11 protein-coding genes and 1 tRNA gene are annotated in these 15,580 nt (G+C 60.9%); 3 read left to right on the plus strand and 9 right to left on the minus strand.

The genetic code is table 11. The features are described 5' to 3' along the window. Nucleotides 1-73 precede the first annotated feature (73 nt). Both K3181_RS11900 and K3181_RS15660 read left to right on the plus strand, forming a co-directional pair. A tRNA-Val gene (locus tag K3181_RS11900) sits at nt 74-148 on the plus strand. A 174-nt stretch (nt 149-322) separates the two neighbouring features. After that, nucleotides 323-1,012, plus strand: a complete 690-nt coding sequence (locus K3181_RS15660) for a helix-turn-helix domain-containing protein (RefSeq protein WP_247715089.1) — start codon at nt 323-325, stop codon at nt 1,010-1,012. A 167-nt stretch (nt 1,013-1,179) separates the two neighbouring features. Here the strand turns inward: K3181_RS15660 and dmeF are convergent, their stop codons facing one another. The 9 genes from dmeF to K3181_RS11950 all read right to left on the minus strand — a co-directional run bounded on the left by dmeF (nt 1,180) and on the right by K3181_RS11950 (nt 14,937). Then, nucleotides 1,180-2,142 (minus strand): CDF family Co(II)/Ni(II) efflux transporter DmeF, encoded by a 963-nt coding sequence (dmeF, locus tag K3181_RS11910; RefSeq protein ID WP_221603316.1) that lies wholly within the window; start codon nt 2,140-2,142, stop codon nt 1,180-1,182. A 150-nt stretch (nt 2,143-2,292) separates the two neighbouring features. Then, a complete protein-coding gene (locus tag K3181_RS11915) occupies nt 2,293-2,904 on the minus strand; it encodes a cation efflux transmembrane domain-containing protein (protein WP_221603317.1) in 612 nt (203 codons plus the stop codon). Then, nucleotides 2,904-6,239, minus strand: coding sequence for an efflux RND transporter permease subunit (locus K3181_RS11920; RefSeq protein ID WP_221603318.1), 3,336 nt, complete (start codon nt 6,237-6,239; stop codon nt 2,904-2,906). The genes K3181_RS11915 and K3181_RS11920 overlap by 1 nt, the downstream gene beginning before the upstream one ends. Next, complete coding sequence (locus tag K3181_RS11925; RefSeq protein ID WP_221603319.1) at nt 6,232-7,380, minus strand: efflux RND transporter periplasmic adaptor subunit; 1,149 nt, start codon at nt 7,378-7,380, stop codon at nt 6,232-6,234. Before K3181_RS11925 ends, K3181_RS11920 begins: the two co-directional genes overlap by 8 nt. After that, the gene (locus K3181_RS11930) at nt 7,377-8,591 is read right to left on the minus strand and encodes a TolC family protein (RefSeq protein ID WP_247715090.1); all 1,215 of its coding nucleotides are present in this window, start codon (nt 8,589-8,591) and stop codon (nt 7,377-7,379) included. Before K3181_RS11930 ends, K3181_RS11925 begins: the two co-directional genes overlap by 4 nt. Nucleotides 8,592-8,669: 78 nt before the next feature. Beyond that, nucleotides 8,670-8,969: a hypothetical protein gene (locus K3181_RS11935; protein WP_221603321.1), complete on the minus strand. Its 300-nt coding sequence runs from the start codon at nt 8,967-8,969 to the stop codon at nt 8,670-8,672. 451 nt (nt 8,970-9,420) lie between these two features. Then, entirely contained in the window at nt 9,421-12,486 is a 3,066-nt protein-coding gene (locus tag K3181_RS11940) for an efflux RND transporter permease subunit (protein WP_221603322.1), read from the minus strand. 4 nt (nt 12,487-12,490) lie between these two features. Further along, on the minus strand, nt 12,491-13,564 hold the full coding sequence (locus tag K3181_RS11945) for an efflux RND transporter periplasmic adaptor subunit (protein ID WP_221603323.1): 1,074 nt from the start codon (nt 13,562-13,564) through the stop codon (nt 12,491-12,493). Beyond that, nucleotides 13,561-14,937, minus strand: coding sequence for a TolC family protein (locus tag K3181_RS11950; protein WP_247715091.1), 1,377 nt, complete (start codon nt 14,935-14,937; stop codon nt 13,561-13,563). The genes K3181_RS11945 and K3181_RS11950 overlap by 4 nt, the downstream gene beginning before the upstream one ends. 210 nt (nt 14,938-15,147) lie before the next feature. Here K3181_RS11950 and K3181_RS11955 point away from each other — a divergent pair, with 210 nt between their 5' ends. After that, on the plus strand, nt 15,148-15,546 hold the full coding sequence (locus K3181_RS11955) for a PepSY domain-containing protein (protein WP_221603324.1): 399 nt from the start codon (nt 15,148-15,150) through the stop codon (nt 15,544-15,546). Nucleotides 15,547-15,580 lie beyond the last annotated feature (34 nt).

Genomic DNA, 15,580 nt, shown 5'->3' on the forward strand with positions numbered 1-15,580 from the left:
TTGCCACGCGCCGATTCGCACAGTAAAGGCGCGCCCCTGCCCTGCCGCTGCCTCGCCAGCGGCGCAGCCGGGCGGGCGCGTAGCTCAGTGGTAGAGCACACCCTTCACACGGGTGGGGTCGCAGGTTCAATCCCTGCCGCGCCCACCATCTTTTCAATGACTTAGAAGAGATGGCCCGCATTTCCATGAAAAAAACATGAAAAACTTGGGTGGCCATTCGCGAACATTGGCGGGGATCTCGGCGCGATAAGATTTCGAGCTGTCGCCAGCTCCATCGGACAGCATTTCCATAGCGAACCAGAGGGTTACCGCTTTTTCACGATTGGCTGACACACATGGCCATTCAAAATCGAGAGAAAGCATGCCGGCCCATCAACCGATCCTTCCAGCCCAAGCGGTCGAACTCGTTAAATCCAGGAATCTCGACAGAGCTGAGACTCTTCTCGCCGACTTCGCGGCCGCAGGCCTTATCAAGACTTATGCTCTTGTGCGGGAGATAAGACCCGCTGGGGGTCCAACCGAAATTGTTCGCGATGCGCAAATCCCGACTGAGGATTGGGAGATGATCATAGCAACTGAAAATATCCAAATCGCATTGAACGGCGGAACCGTCCGGCTCCAGGGTTCGTCGCTCCAGGGAGGGATACCGTCAGTGCTGATAACCGGGATCAGCTTCTCCGAAACGGCGCTCGTGAAGGTCCTTGATCGGTATTGTGCAGCCTCACCTGCCAGCATCACAAAGCAGGCCAGCGGCTGCAATGCGCAGGCAACAATGAAGTGCACCTCTTCTCCCGCTGAATCTCTCGAATCTCAGAAAGAGGTTGTTCAACCGATCAGGTCCGGCGACCTTACTGCGTCGGTCGCGCAAGCCGAGCAGGCGACGGGGCTGGGTCGAACCACAATCGACAAGCTAATGCGAGATGGGACGCTTGTTAGAAAGAAAGTCGGAAGACGAACTTTAATCACCGTGGAAAGCATCGAGCGTCTGGTTGGTGCAAAGGCAGCCGGTTAGTTACTGAGCTGGATGGGGAGGAGGTCGTGAGGGGTTATGGCCGCTTTGCGCCCCAATATCGGTCATTCCCGCTAATACAATTTGGTCCTAAAAGCCGTCGTTCGCAAAACTAAGCGTAAGCAGCGGAAATGCTGAGCGACTTGGAAGCAGTAGACCGCAGCATCACTTCACGCCGCGTGTCGCAGCCTATGCGCGCCCTCACAGGTGTGCACCTCGATGGTCACGTGTGCGTATTCCTCATGGGTCGCCAGCAGCTCGGCATATTCTTGCGGCGGGAGTGGACGATCGGCAACCAGCGAGACGATGACGGCATAGTGCCCGGGGCCGACCCGCCAAACGTGGAGATCGGTCACCACCGCATCTCCGTCCTCGATCGCTTCGCGAACTTCCGCAAGACGATCCGGGCCAGCTTCCGCGTCAATGAGGACACTTGCCGTATCGTGCATCAACGACCAAGACCACCGAGCGATAACGAACGCGCCGACGAGACCCATGGCAGCGTCCATCCAGGCCCATCCCAAATAGCGGCCGGCGAGTAGCGCGACGATCGCCATGACGGAGGTCAATGCATCGGCGAGAACGTGGAGGTAAGCGGAACGAAGATTGTTGTCGGTATGCGAGTGCGCGTGGCCGTGATCGTGCGAATGATCATGACCCTGATGATGGTGATGATGATCTCCGCCTAGCAGCCATGCGCTGGCCAAGTTGACCAGCAAACCGAGGACAGCCACCCAGATCGCCTCGGAATAGGCAATATTGGCCGGGGCGAGCAGACGCTGAAAGGATTCTACCGCAATACCGATCGCGAAGACCGCGAGAAGCAAGGCGCTCGCGAACCCCGCGAGGTCGCCGACCTTCCCCGTTCCGAAGGTGAAGCGGGGATTGCCGACATGCCGTTTCGCGAACCAGTAAGCGAAGGCTGCCACACCCAGAGCGCCAGCGTGTGTCGCCATGTGAATGCCATCCGCCAACAAGGCCATGGAACCTGTCCACAGTCCAGCGGCGATTTCGAGGACCATCATAGCCGCGGTAAGCGCTACGACCCATCGAGTTCGGCGAGCGTGACTGTCGTGCGACGATCCGAGAAAATCGTGCTTATGGACGGAGGGGTGGGTGTGATCATGATGCATGGCGTCGACCTATTGGCCAGAAGGATAAGCGGTCAACGACGGTTGACCGCAGTGTTGCGAGGGGAGGCTGATGCCTTCGCTTCAAGGCATCAGCCATAGCACAGGGCAGCTCTTTGGCGCCCTCCCGATAGACATCTGGACTTATCTCGCTCAAGCCTCGGCCTCGAGATCCGCAGTCTCGGAATTCGAAGCCTCCCATATCTCTTTGGCAGCGTCGAGATTCAGTAACGCGATACCCATACCAACAATTAGATCAGGCCAGAACGAGAGTGTCATCGCCGTGATGATGCCAGCTGCGATAATGGCTATGTTGGCCAAGACATCGTTGCGGGCTGATAGGAATGCTGCGCGGGTGAGTCCTCCATTCCCATGGCGATGACGAGCAAGACGAATCGCGCATGCGAAATTTACGAGCAGGGCACCCGCGCCGGTGATCGTCAAAAGATTCGCATCCGGCGTGACCGGCGCGCCGAACTTCGCCACAGCCGTCCAGACTGCTGCTATTCCGGGGACCAGAATCAGCAACGCTAGAAATTTGCCTGTCCGAGCTCTCGCTGCGGCCGTCCATCCGAGGGCTAGAAGGATCAGCAGGTTGATCGAAGTGTCTTCGAGAAAATCGACGCTATCGGCGAAAAGCGAGACAGATCCGATGGACAAGGCGGCCGCAAACTCGATACCGAAATAGGCGAGGTTCGCGATCGCGACGAAGCGCACTGCAGCACGCAGATCAGCGGTCATGTTGCTGTTTTCGGACTTGTCCATCAGTCGGTGTCCTTGATCGCTTCGCCATTCATGAATGGCCTGCGGCTTTCAGAACCAATTCCGCGCCTCACTGTCCTCATGAGCCAGTCTATGAGCTCGCGCCATCTTGAAGGGCCGCTCTCGTCCCCGTCTCCCTCGTTGAGGACGAGGCGAGCAATCGCAGGCAACACGAAGAGGGTCAGCGCAGTGGCCGTGATCAATCCTCCGATGACAACAGTCGCCAGAGGTCGCTGCACCTCTGCACCTGTTCCAGTCGACAGCGCCATTGGAACGAAGCCGAGTGAGGCCACGAGCGCAGTCATGAGCACCGGCCTGAGGCGCGCCAGCGCACCCTCGACGATGGCTTGATCAAGCGGGAGAGCTTCGTCGAGCCGCTGACGAATGGCTGTCATCATCACGAGACCATTGAGGACGGCTACTCCGGAAAGGGCAATAAAGCCCACCGCAGCCGAGATGGAGAATGGTATTCCTCTGAGAGCCAATGCGAACACCCCTCCAGCAAGCGCCATGGGGATTGCGCTGAATACCGCAAAAGCGGGTATCCATCCGCCAAGCGCCCAGAAGAGCAGCAGGAGAATCAGCGCGAAGCAGACGGGGACGATCAGCTTGAGCCGCGCCTGCGCCGCCTGGAGATTCTCGAATTGTCCGCCCCACGAGATCGACGCGCCTGGGGGCAAGGCAACCTGATTTTCCACCTTGGCCTGAGCTTCGGCAACGAAGGAACCCAGATCACGGCCTCGCACATTGGCAGAAATGACCACCAGCCGTCGGCCGTTCTCCCGCCGCACTTCAGCGGGTCCTTCGGTGACCTGAAAGCTGGCAAGCTCCCCGAGCGGGACAGTAATGGTGCCGCTTGGCAATTGCACAGGTAATGCCCCCAGCTGATCGATATCGTTCCGGACACGATCGGGCAGTCGCACGACCACATTGAAGCGACGGTCGCCTTGAAAAACGAGGCCGGAAGCCTGGCCGCCGAGCGCGATGGCGACCGTCTGTGAGACATCATCGGCGTTGAGGCCATATCTGGCAATGAGGGCACGATCGAGTGTGACGTCCAGCGTAGGGAACCCGCTAATCTGCTGCACCTTGATATCCTGCGCCCCGGATACGGCTCGAAGGACATCTGCGACGTTCTGAGCAGCCGAGCCTAGGCGTGACAGATCCTCCCCGTAGATTTTGACCGCGACATCGCCCTTCACGCCCGCAATCAGCTCGTTGAAACGCAGTTGGATCGGCTGACTGAACTCAGTCGTATTGCCGAGCAGGACCTCAAGCGCTTCTTCCATCTCGGAGACCAGCTTGGTCTTGTCGAGCGAGGGATCCGGCCATTCGTCACGAGGTTTCATGATGATATAGGTGTCGGAGGCATTGGGTGACATCGCGTCGGTTGCCGCTTCGCCGAGCCCGGTTCGCGCGAATACGTGACTGACCTGCGGAAATTTGCCGAGCACCTTTTCCACCTGGCGCTGCATCACCATGGCCTGCTCGACCGAAACGGAGGGAATCCGCACTACTTCGATCGCGAAGTCGCCTTCGTCGAGCTGAGGTGTGAATTCACTGCCTAGCGTTCCGAAGAGGAGAGCAGCCGCCGCGAATACCGCCACGCCGCCGCCAATCACCCGTCGCGGACGTGACAGCGCTGCCTTGAGCCACGGTTCATACCGGCTTTTCGCAGCCCGAACGACCCGAACCTCTCGTTCGGCGAGGCGACCGCGCAGGAGCAAGGCTATCATTGCCGGAACGAATGTGAGGGAAAGGATGAAGGCCGAGGCCAGCGCGAGCATGACGGTTATCGCCATTGGCGAAAAGGTCTTTCCCTCCACGCCGGTGAAGGTGAGCAAGGGCGCGTAGACCAGAAGGATGATCGCCTGACCGTATACTGTCGGCTTGATCATTTCCTGCGCGGCCTTGCGTGTTTCAGCAAGGCGTTCACCGAGGGTCAGAAGCCTGCCCTCATCATGCTGTCTGGCCGCCAGGCGAGCGATGCCGTTCTCCACGATGATTACCGCACCATCGACGATGAGACCGAAATCAAGCGCGCCCAGGCTCATCAGGTTGCCCGACACGCCGAGCCGATTCATGCCGATGGCTGCCATCAGCATGGAAATCGGAATCACCAGGGCCGCGATCAGCGCGGCGCGAATATTCCCCAGCAGGAGAAACAGCACCACGATGACAAGCAGCGCGCCTTCGGTGAGATTTTTTTCGACTGTCGCTATGGTCTTTTCGACAAGCGAGGAACGGTTGTAGACGGGCTCGACTGTGACCCCCGCTGGCAGGGTTTGTGCAACGGCCTTTAGCTTCGTCGTGCCCGCTTCAGCCACGGTGCGGCTGTTTTCACCGGTCCGCATCAGCAAAGTGCCGATCACGACCTCTTCGCCATCTAGGGATGCTCCGCCGGTGCGAAGATTGCCGCCGATCCGCACCGTAGCCACATCGGCAACCCGAACAGGCACATTCTCACGGGTCGCCACGACCGCGTTCCTGATATCTTCGACCCCTCCCAGTCGGGCGTCTTGCCGCACCAGCAATGCTTCGCCGCCACGATTTATGAAGTTCGCTCCCTTGATGACGTTGGCTTTCTGGAGGGCATCGGACAGGTCCTGAAAGGAAAGGCCATACGCGATCAGTCGATTGGGCTCGGGTTGGACAATGAATTGTTTTTCATAGCCACCGATTGAATCCACGCTCGCCACGCCCGGGACCTGCTGCATTGCGGGCGAGATGATCCAATCCTGGACCGATCTGAGATAGGCAAATCGCGCTTGCTTGGAGTCGAGCCGTTCGCCTTCCGGAGTTAGAAACGAGCCATCCGGCTGCCAGCCGGTGCCGCCCGCGCTGGTCTGACCCTTTGGTTCGAACGACACCGACCACATCAGAACTTCGCCCAGGCCCGTGGCGAGTGGTCCCATACTTGGTTCGGCGCCGGGAGGAAGCGAACCGGCGATTTCGCTGAGACGCTCGGCAATCTGTGTGCGGGCGAAATAGATATCGGTGCTTTCGGAGAAGACGGCCGTCACCTGGCTGAAACCATTGCGCGAAATGGAGCGCGTCATCTCCAGCCCGGGAATACCGGCAAGGCCTGTCTCCACTGGGAAGGTGACCTGGCTTTCTACCTGCGCTGGTGACAGGGCCGGTGCCACCGTGTTGATCTGCACCTGATTGTTGGTGATGTCGGGGACCGCATCGATTGGCAATTTGGTCAAATTGTAGGCTCCCAGCGCCGCGACAAGGGCGACGGCGACAAGGACCCCCCAACGGAAGCGAACGGCGAGATCGAGAACCGGCCTAAGTGGGCCATGGTTCTTCTCGGGCACGGTGTTTCCCTCACTCATCGCCCTCTCCCTGCTTCGCGATTTCCGCCTTGATGAGGAAGGCATTGCGCGAGGCAATCTGCTGGCCTTGTGTCACTCCTGAAAGTATTGTGACCCGGCCTGCAGACCGCTGGCCGGTCGTGACCGGGGCGACACGGAAACCCCGGTTGGTCCTAACGAACACGATCGATTGCCCATTCAAATCCTGCACTGCGTCCGCAGGCACGCTGAGCACGCTGCCGCTTGCGGCCTCGGTCGTCAGCCTGACTTCCACGAAGCTGTCCGGTTGCAAGCTTGGCGGTGCACTTCTTAGAGAAAGGACAGCGGTAGACGCGCGGGTCTGCAAATCCACCGATGGGGTGATCGAGCGAACCCTTGCATCGACCTGTCCTCCACCGGGAAGGCTGATCGTGGCCACGTCTCCTACCGCGACCTTTGAAGCGTCAGCGGGAGAAAGTGCACCTTCGATCTGGAGCCTTGAGGGATCAACGACACGGAACAGTTCTGTGCCGGCGGTCACATAGCTTCCGAGCACCGCCGGCGCTGCGGTCACACGCCCGCCGACAGGCGAGGTTACCGCAATCGAGCGCCCATTGCGTGTAACGCCGGCCGCCTGCACTGCTGCGCGCGCGCGCGTGAGTTCCGCGCTCGCCACGGAGAGCGCTGCTTGTGCGGCTTCGAGGTCCTGCCGCGCGGTGACGTTCGCTTCGAACAAGCGCTTTTCGCGGTCATAGGCTGCTCGGGCCTGCTGCGCTCGGGCGGCAGCTGATGCGACCTGTTCAGCAAGCGTTGCAGCCTCGGCGCTTTCGAGGAGGGCAACCGTCTCACCGCGCCTGACCGGATCGCCGAGCGTCTTCAGGATGCTAGCGACGACCCCGTTGGCGCGAGCATCGAGGCGCGCGACCGCACTGGGCGCGGCACGAACGGTGCCAGGCACGATCAGTTCGCCGGCATCACCTGCCTCGACGGACGCAAGAGCGATCTCTGCCGTCTGCATTTGCGCATCCGTAAGTCGTATTTCCGAGGGAATGCTTTCAGAGGCTGTCTGTGAAGGTGGCGGGGCGTCGGTGGGTGCGTTTCCGGCGCTACCCCAGATGATCCAGATTAGGATCGCTGCGATGGCGACCGCGCCCAGTGCGATGAAGGTTTTTCTGCGTGTCATGGCATGGTCTCCGGTGTGGCAGTCAGCCGCTGCAAGTTTGCGCCGGCCCTTGCTTGCGCTTCGTGCGCTTCGATGAGTGCCATACGGACGGCATCGAGCGTCGCCGCCGCGTCGAGCACGTCGATCAGCGTGAATTTTCCATTACGGTAGCCGATCTGAGCGAGGCGCAGCGCCTCTTGAGCTTGTGGCACGCTTCGTTCTTCCAGGGTCGCGACCCGCGCCGCGGCAGCCTGATATTCTGCCCGGGAGCTGGCGAGTTCCCTGGCAGCCTCTGCCATGGCTGCAGCGCGGCGAAACTCCGCTCCCCGTGCGCGCGCCTCCGCAGCCGAGATGGCGCCTTGATTGCGATTGCCGAGCGGGATGCTGATGGACGCTCCGGCGATGAATGCCCGGTCCCCGGTTTCTTCGAACCGCCGCACACCGGCGCTTAGCGATAGATCGGGCACTGAATTGGCGCGCTCTTGCGCGATGACCCGGTTGGCGGCGTCCGCTTCCGCACCGGCGAGTTGCACGCCAATCGTGTTCTCAGGTGCGATTGCAATGACGCCCGGGAATTGAGGCCATTCGGGCACAACTTCGTCGGGAGGCGATTGCGAACCCCACAGCGAAGCAAGGGTCGCCCTTGCCGAGAGATCTGCCGCTTCGGCCTCTTGCAGTCGCGCTTCGGCCTCACCCAGCGCCGCCTCTGCCCTTAGAGCGCGAAGAGGAGGTTCGCGCCCGGCGTCGACCAGCTCACGCGCGATGCGGGCCAGTTCGCGGTTGCGTTCGACCACACCCCGGGCGAGATCCAATCTGGATCTGGCACTGACTGCCGCCGCATAGTTTTGCCGAACGTCTGCACCGAGCTGCGCCATCGCAAGAGCTGCCCGCAGTTCGGTTACGCGCGTTTCGGCTTCGGCAGCGCGGATGCGGGCTCCACGCTTACCGCCAAGCTCGACACGTTGACTTGCCGCAAGCGTTGTTTCGGTAGAATTGAAGCCTCGAAAGGCGCCACTTCCCCCAACGTTTTCCACGTCGAGAGATACCTCCGGATTGGGACGGAGCGCCGCCTGACGCTCTAATCCTTCCGCAGCCTCGACGTCGGTCTCCAGCGCGCTAATGGTAGGCGACTCTGCTCCTGCGCGCTGGAGTGCTTCTTCCAATGTTATTGTTTGCGCGTTTGCGTAACCACACCACGTGATTGCAAAACCCGCAGCGATGAGCGCGACCATGCGCGCCAAGCCTTTGTGCATTTGAAACTCCGAATCTGAACCTCGTCGACCACGCCTTTCGCGCGGCGTCGCGTGAGGTCAGATTCGGGGCGGTCGCAGCAGAGAGCCTGTCGGCGATTCGGCTAAGAATGTTTCGATGAAGTCGACGACCATCGTTGTAGCTCGATAATCTGCGTCGGCAATGGAGCGATCTTCGAAGCGAAGATCGAGATGGAATTGATGCTGATGGGCTTCGCTTGTTCCCTTGTTCGAAGGGAAGAAATCCAGCGAATCCTCGAGCACGTCGAAGCTGCTGACGACCTTGGCAGCCGTAGAGTTGGACCCTGCAGCAACAGCTTCGGCACCGAGATGCCCGGCAGCATCGAGGGGCTGCAGCACATAGAGAAACGCTGCCGCAAAAAATAGCAGCAGCCGTCCAGTCCTCGATGTTCTCAGCGTAGCGAAGATGGCTCTAAACTCATTCCGAGTAGGATCACTTTCTCGATGAGGTAAGGGACTGTGCTTCGTTTGACAATCGCCAAAGGCATCTCGGAATCTTTATTTCCGCTTGCGACCTGCCTGACAGACGCGAATCAATGCGAGATTCGTGTGCCCGAGATAGAGGGTTAATCCGCCCGATGCGAGGCTTTGGCCTGATGCGAACTACCTGATTCCTTATGCCCCAAGCGGGAGGCCGTCGGTCCGCACCCAGCCCAATAGGCCGCAGAGCTGCCTACGGGGAGCAGCCCGTCTACAATGCGCCCTCATTTCGGACGTTCAACCGCGATAACGTATCGCCCAAAAGCTGACTTTCGGAATTAGGGTAGATCAGATTCTGCCCATACTCGGTCTAAACTGGATCTTTTGCGAACCCCTCGTCCTTCTCGCTTCTCATTGCCAACATCGCAGGCAGGAAAAGCAAAACCAACGGCACCGCAGCAAGCAAGCCAAAGATGATCGAGGTTGCCAATGGCTGTTGCAGACCCGCTCCCCGGCTGAACCCGATAGCTAGCGGGAGCAAAGTGAGGATCGCTATCAGGGCGGACATCAGGATTGGGCGCAGGCGCTTTGCCCCTGCCTCGCGCAGTTCGGCGAGGCCGATTTTTCGATCTTCTGGCAGTTCGGCGAGGTAGAAGATGATCAGTTCGCTCACCATACCGACCACCATCGTCAGCCCCATCAGTGCCGAGATATTGAGTTCGATGCCGGTGATCCACAGGCCCAGTAGGCTGGATGATGCAACCAGCAGGATTGTGGTGACCGCGGCCAGTCCCCAATAGAACCGGCCATAAAGGATCGTCACCAGCAACAAGGTAAGCAGGATCGCCGCTGAAAAGACCATGGCGAGGTCGGAGAAGCTCTGCTGCTGCTGACTGTAAAGTCCGCCATATTCCACGCGGATACCCGCTGGCAGGTTGAGCGCCTGAACCTTGCTCTGCACCTCGCTCATTGCCGCACCCAAGCTTCGCCCTTCGAGTCGCGCGGTCACGCCGATGAACGGCGCGAGCTGTTCGCGTGTGAGCTGCTTTGCGCCGCCGACGACCTCAACCGTGGCAACCTGAGCCAGTCGCACAGAATGCCCATCCGGCGCGCGCAGCACCATATCCTGCACCTGTGCGATATGCTGGCGCAGGTCTTCCGGGCCGCGTACGCGCACGCCCACCAGTTGCTCACCATCGCGGATCTGCGTGGCTACGGTCCCGTCAATCAGGGCCGAAAGCTGGTCCGATATGGCCTGTGGGTCGAGCCCCGCCTGCACCGCCGCGCCGCGATCAACCCGCACGGTGATATCACTGCCCGCAACGCGCAACCCATCGACTACCTCGACCACGCCCTGAATGCCTGACAGCGTGCTGCCGACCTGCTTCGCCGCCGCTTCCAGCTGGGTTTCATCGTTGGAGAACAGCTTGACCTCGATCGGCTGCGGCACGGCTGTTAGATCGCCGATAAGGTCTTCCATCAACTGCGCCGTTTCGACTTCCAGCGCTGGCACCTGTTGCGCAACCTTGTCGCGGATTTCGCTCATTACTTCTTCAATATTGCGGCGGCTACCGCCACTGAGGCGCACGAAATAATCGCCTTCCGATGCTTCCGTCAGCCCGCCGCCCAGCTGGATGCCGGTGCGCCGCGAATAGCTGGCCACTTCGGGTGTGGAGGAGATTATCGTTTCGACCTGACGCAGCATCTGGTCGGTATCGTCGAGCGCGGTTCCTGGCGGTGCGCGATAGTCGAGGATGAAGCCGCCCTCGTCCATTGCGGGCATGAAGCCGGAGGGGACGTGCGACCATGAGAGATAGCCGAGCACGCCCAGCACGCCGCCCACCAGCAGCACGGTGAGGCCGGGGCGCGCCAGCGCCTTGCCGCCAGAACGGTCATAGGCGCGGATGAGCGGGTTCATCACCTTCTCGCCCTTCTCGACCTGTTCGGCGTCCTTCTCCGTCAGCCAGCGCGAGGCCAGCAGCGGGATGGCGAAACGGGCATAGAGCAGTGAAACTACAAGACAGGCGACCATCGTGATCGCCAGCGATTTGAAGAACCCGCCCGTAACGCCGCTGATGAAGGCAAGCGGGATGAAGACAACGATGGTCGCGAAGGTCGAGCCGAGGAGCGGGCGGCCCATTTCCGCCGCCGCGCCCAGCAGATGCTGTTCATCGGTCGAGCTCTTCTCCTGCATCCGGCGCATCATGTGCTCCAGCACGACCACGGCATCGTCGATCACCAGACCGACTGCCGCCGCCATGCCGCCCAGCGTCATCATGTTGAAGCCAAGGCCCAGCAATTCCAGCGCCACGCAGGCGGCCGACAACACGGCAGGAAGCAACAGGCCAGTCAGCACCATTAGTCGCCACGATCGCAGGAAGACGAACAGCACCAGACCCGCCAGCAGCGCGCCGATCAGGATGGCGTCGCGCACGGCATTGGCGGCACCAGAGACCAGTTCGGACTGGTCGTAAAACGGCGTGACCTTCACCGATGGCGGGAGACCGGACTGATCGAGGCGCTGCTGCACGTCCTTCACGATCTTGACTGTATCGCCCTGCAAGGCCTGCCGCACATTCAGCAGCACCGCGCTCTGCCCACCGCTGTTGATGAGTGTGTAGCTGGGTTCGAGCGAACTGGAGATGCTGGCGATGTCACCAAGACGCACCACGCCGGGCCCGGCCTGACCGCCCACGGTGACAGGGGCGTCCTCCAGGTCGGCTATGGAGATCAGCCGGTCATCCACCAACACAAGGAACAGCTGATGCTGATCGGTCAGGCGACCCAGGCCGTTCACCGCGTTCTGCGCGGCGAGCGATTTGCTGACATCGTCCAGCGTCAGCCCCAGCGCACCAAGCCGGGCCGGATCGAGATTGACCGCAAATTCGCGCGGGGAAGAGCCAAGGATATCGACCCCAGCAACCCCGTCGACCGAGATCAGCGATGGTAGCAGCTTGAGTTCCGCCAGTTGCCGCAAATCGGCGGGCGAGAGACTGTCCGATGTAAGGGCGATGCCATAGACCGGGAAAATGGTCGGATCGGATCGCCGGACATCGAAACGTGCGCCTTGCGGCAGGTCGGGCAGGATGGAGGCCAGCGCCGCTTCCGTTTCCAGCGTGGCGGCGACCATGTCCTGCCCCCAGGCGAAATCGACCGCCACTTCGGCAGAGCCGCGACTGGTGGTGGAACGCACGCTTTTGGCGCCGGGGACCGCACGCAGAGCAATTTCCACCGGGCGTGTGATCGAGGCAGCCATGGTCGCCGCATCGCGTTCACCTGCATCGACCGACACGACAACGCGGGGATAATCGATAAAAGGAAACAGGCTAACCGGCAGACGCCAGCCCGACATGACACCGGCGATGGTAAGCAGCGCCACGGCCAGCAGGATCGCAGAGCCATGCTTGCTGATCGAGGAACGTGCAGTCTTCGCCATCCAATCAGTTACTCGATGCGGTGGCGGATGGTGTGGGTGCGGGAGACGGCTTGGCTGTTGTGACCTTAACACCGTCGCTCACTGCAGCAGCGCCTTTCACGACAACTACGTCGCCAACGGCAAGTCCGCTGGCAATGCCGACATTGTCGCCATCACGTGCGGCAACCGTCACTTCGACCCTCTTGGCCACGCCCTTGGTGACGGTGAAAACATAAGGCTGGCCAGCATCATCGAGCAGTGCTGCATAAGGGATAAGGATCGCATTTGGGTCGCTTGAAACGACGATTTCGCCCCGCAACGGCTCGCCCGGGGCAATTTCGGTCTGCGCCGGGATCGTAGCGAAGACAGAAGCCAGTCGCGTGGTCGGATCGACAACAGGATCGACGGCATTTACGCGCACGGAGAAATCGGCGCTGCCTTCGGAACCCAGGATGCGGATGGTGTCACCCACCCGCACCTGACGGGCCAGCACAGGATCAATACCGAACTGGCCTCGCACATCGGAATCGGCGGTAAGGCGGGCCACGGCTGTTCCAGCGGGGACAAGATCGCCGGTCGAATAGTCAAGCTGTGTCACCGAACCGCCAATCGGCGCGCGCAGCGTCGTGCTCTGCCCGCGCAGGCTTCGCACCGTCGCATTGGCAGAGGTTGCGCTGGCTTGCGCCAATTCGACGTCCGCATCGCTCATCAGCCCGTCTGCACGAAGCCGCCTGGCACGGGCCAGAGCCTCGTTGGCTTGATTGGCGGTGGCGGTTGCCTGCGCGATGCTGGCCATGGTTTGTGGGCTGGGGCGTAGGCTGACAACCGGCGCGCCTCGCCGAACATAGGAACCGAACGGGGCGTAGATGCGATCGACAATAGCATCGACCGGTGCGACCAACGCACGCTGTCCGGCGGCATCGGCAGACACCGTGCCATATACCGTCACGGTCTTTGCAAGATTGCCCAATTGCGCCGTTGCCGTCTCGACCGAGACTACCGGATCGGCTTGCTCCGTGGGCTGGGATTGAGAACATCCCGCAACAGCTAGCACCATGGCCGCAAGCATCGTTCGGGCTGAAAGCGGTTTAGTGGTCATGGGCGGTTCCAGTTTTGCCAGGGAATCCCGCTGGCGAGTTCCAGGGCGATATATTGTTCGGCAAGGCTCTGCTGCACGCTGGCAAGCAGCAACTGCTTGTCCCGCAGCGACTGGCGGGCGGTCATGGCGGTTGCGAGTGGCAAATCGCCTCGACCTGCCGCTCTGGCCGTGGCGTCCGAGAATTGCCGGAGCGGAGCGATTTCGGCTGAGAGCCGCGCTTCCTCTCGCTGCAAGTCGCCAATCAACGCCAGCGACTGCGCCAGATCGGCGCGCACGGCAAACAGGCGCGCATCATATTCAGTGCGCAATGCCTCCCGAGTAGCCCGCTCGATGGCGATCTGCCCGCGATTGCGGTTCCAAAGTGGCAGGGTGAAATCGAGCAGCGTGCCAATAATGCCATTGTCGCTGGAATCGCGCGTGACGCTGAAGCCTAGATTGAGCGACGGAAACTGATTGATGATCGCCTGCCGCACATGCGCCTCTTGCGATGCATAGGCCGCACGCAGCGCAGCAAGGTCAAGCCGTTCTTCTATCGCCGCATCAGTAACTGCCGTCAGACGAGGAGCGGCGGGAGCACTTTCGGGCATCGCCAGCTCGACCGCGAAATCGGGGGGCACACCTAATTGCCGCCGCAAATCCTGCTGTACCCCGGTCAGATCGATCTGCGCGGTGTAGGCTCTGTCAGCAGCATCCAGTGCAGCGATACGTGCAGCCTGCAACTGGTCTGGCGGAATATCTCCGCGCCCCGCAGCGCGCAGGGTTCTTTGCAGCAGATCCTCCGCGTCTGCGCGATTGGCCTCCGCCAGTTCCGCAATCCGTTGCAGATAGTAGACCCGCACCCCCAGCAGGCGCACCTGCTCCACCACCTGCCATTCTGCCCATGCCAGATCGAGCCGAACCTGATTGAGCCCCTCCTGCGCCGCATCCACCCGTGCGCCGCGGCTGCGGAGGCTGTTGATGTCCTGCGCGATCTGCGCTCCGATAGTGCCAGGGAGCGTAGTGGCAGGGCCGGAAATCACCCGGTCTGCTGACAATCCGACTGAGGGATCGGGGATCAGCCGCGCATCGAGCAATTGCGCCTCGGCCACGCCGGTTTGCTTGCGCAAAGCGATCAGATCGGGGTTATAGAGCAGCGCGATCAGGCCCAGCGCATCCCTATCCAGCGGTTGCGTCACATCCACCGGCCTACCAGCCAGAAACGGACGCTCGATCAGTGCGGCATCTTGCACCAGACCTTCCGGCGCTGTGGCGAGAATCGCGGCCTGATTATCGAGCGGTTGGGGCTGATAGGTCGCACAGGCAGACAGCGAGCCAAGGGCGGTCAGGGGTATAAGCGCGCTGCATCGATTTCGTATTGCATTGCGCAGCTTCAAACCTGTCCTCCATCAGATCTCTCAAACCTTTAAGGGCAGATGTCTCATCGGGTCCAGCCCGCTCCCCCCACCTTACTGAATTGTATGTTCCGTGCAGCTGCCGCCAATCTATTCTTACCAAATTGTATTTGGAGCGAATGACCGCCGCAATCTGGGCGCCGCCATAAGAAGCTCACGGTCCATTCACGGATCGAGTGAAGGAGCTGAAAAATGAAGACCATGACCACCAAGAACAAACTGATCGCTGCCGTGCTGAGTGTCGTAGCACTCGGCGGCATTGGCGCAGCAGGCATCGCCAATGCTGAAAGCCTAGGCATGAATGGCGCCGAGACCGAACGGTCCGAAGCGCAGGAAGATGCAGCTGAAGCGCGGATGCTCGCCAGCACGACAATCACGGCCAGCGATGCTGCACGAATCGCAGCGGAACACACCGGCCTGAAGGTCGCCGAAGTCGAACTTGACGATGAAGCGGCGACGCCCGCCTGGGAGGTGAGCGTCGGCTCGGGCGCGGATGAGCAGGAAGTGAAAATCGACGGCACATCCGGCAAGGTCCTCTCCGTCCAGGCGGACGATGAGGGCGATGAAAATGGCGAACAGGACGACGACTGATCGCATAAGGAAGCGGCGGGTTGCGGCCCGCCGC

The sequence above is a fragment of the Qipengyuania mesophila genome (assembly GCF_019711655.1).
Taxonomy (GTDB): Bacteria; Pseudomonadota; Alphaproteobacteria; order Sphingomonadales; family Sphingomonadaceae; genus Qipengyuania; species Qipengyuania mesophila.

Coding starts and splice junctions, on each gene's coding strand:
- K3181_RS11920 (WP_221603318.1), bottom strand. CDS start 6,239: ATGAGTGAGGGAAACACCGTGCCCGAGAAGAACCATGGCCCACTTAGG.
- K3181_RS11915 (WP_221603317.1), bottom strand. CDS start 2,904: ATGGACAAGTCCGAAAACAGCAACATGACCGCTGATCTGCGTGCTGCA.
- K3181_RS11925 (WP_221603319.1), bottom strand. CDS start 7,380: ATGACACGCAGAAAAACCTTCATCGCACTGGGCGCGGTCGCCATCGCA.
- K3181_RS11930 (WP_247715090.1), bottom strand. CDS start 8,591: ATGGTCGCGCTCATCGCTGCGGGTTTTGCAATCACGTGGTGTGGTTAC.
- K3181_RS11940 (WP_221603322.1), bottom strand. CDS start 12,486: ATGGCGAAGACTGCACGTTCCTCGATCAGCAAGCATGGCTCTGCGATC.
- dmeF (WP_221603316.1), bottom strand. CDS start 2,142: ATGCATCATGATCACACCCACCCCTCCGTCCATAAGCACGATTTTCTC.
- K3181_RS11955 (WP_221603324.1), top strand. CDS start 15,148: ATGAAGACCATGACCACCAAGAACAAACTGATCGCTGCCGTGCTGAGT.
- K3181_RS11945 (WP_221603323.1), bottom strand. CDS start 13,564: ATGACCACTAAACCGCTTTCAGCCCGAACGATGCTTGCGGCCATGGTG.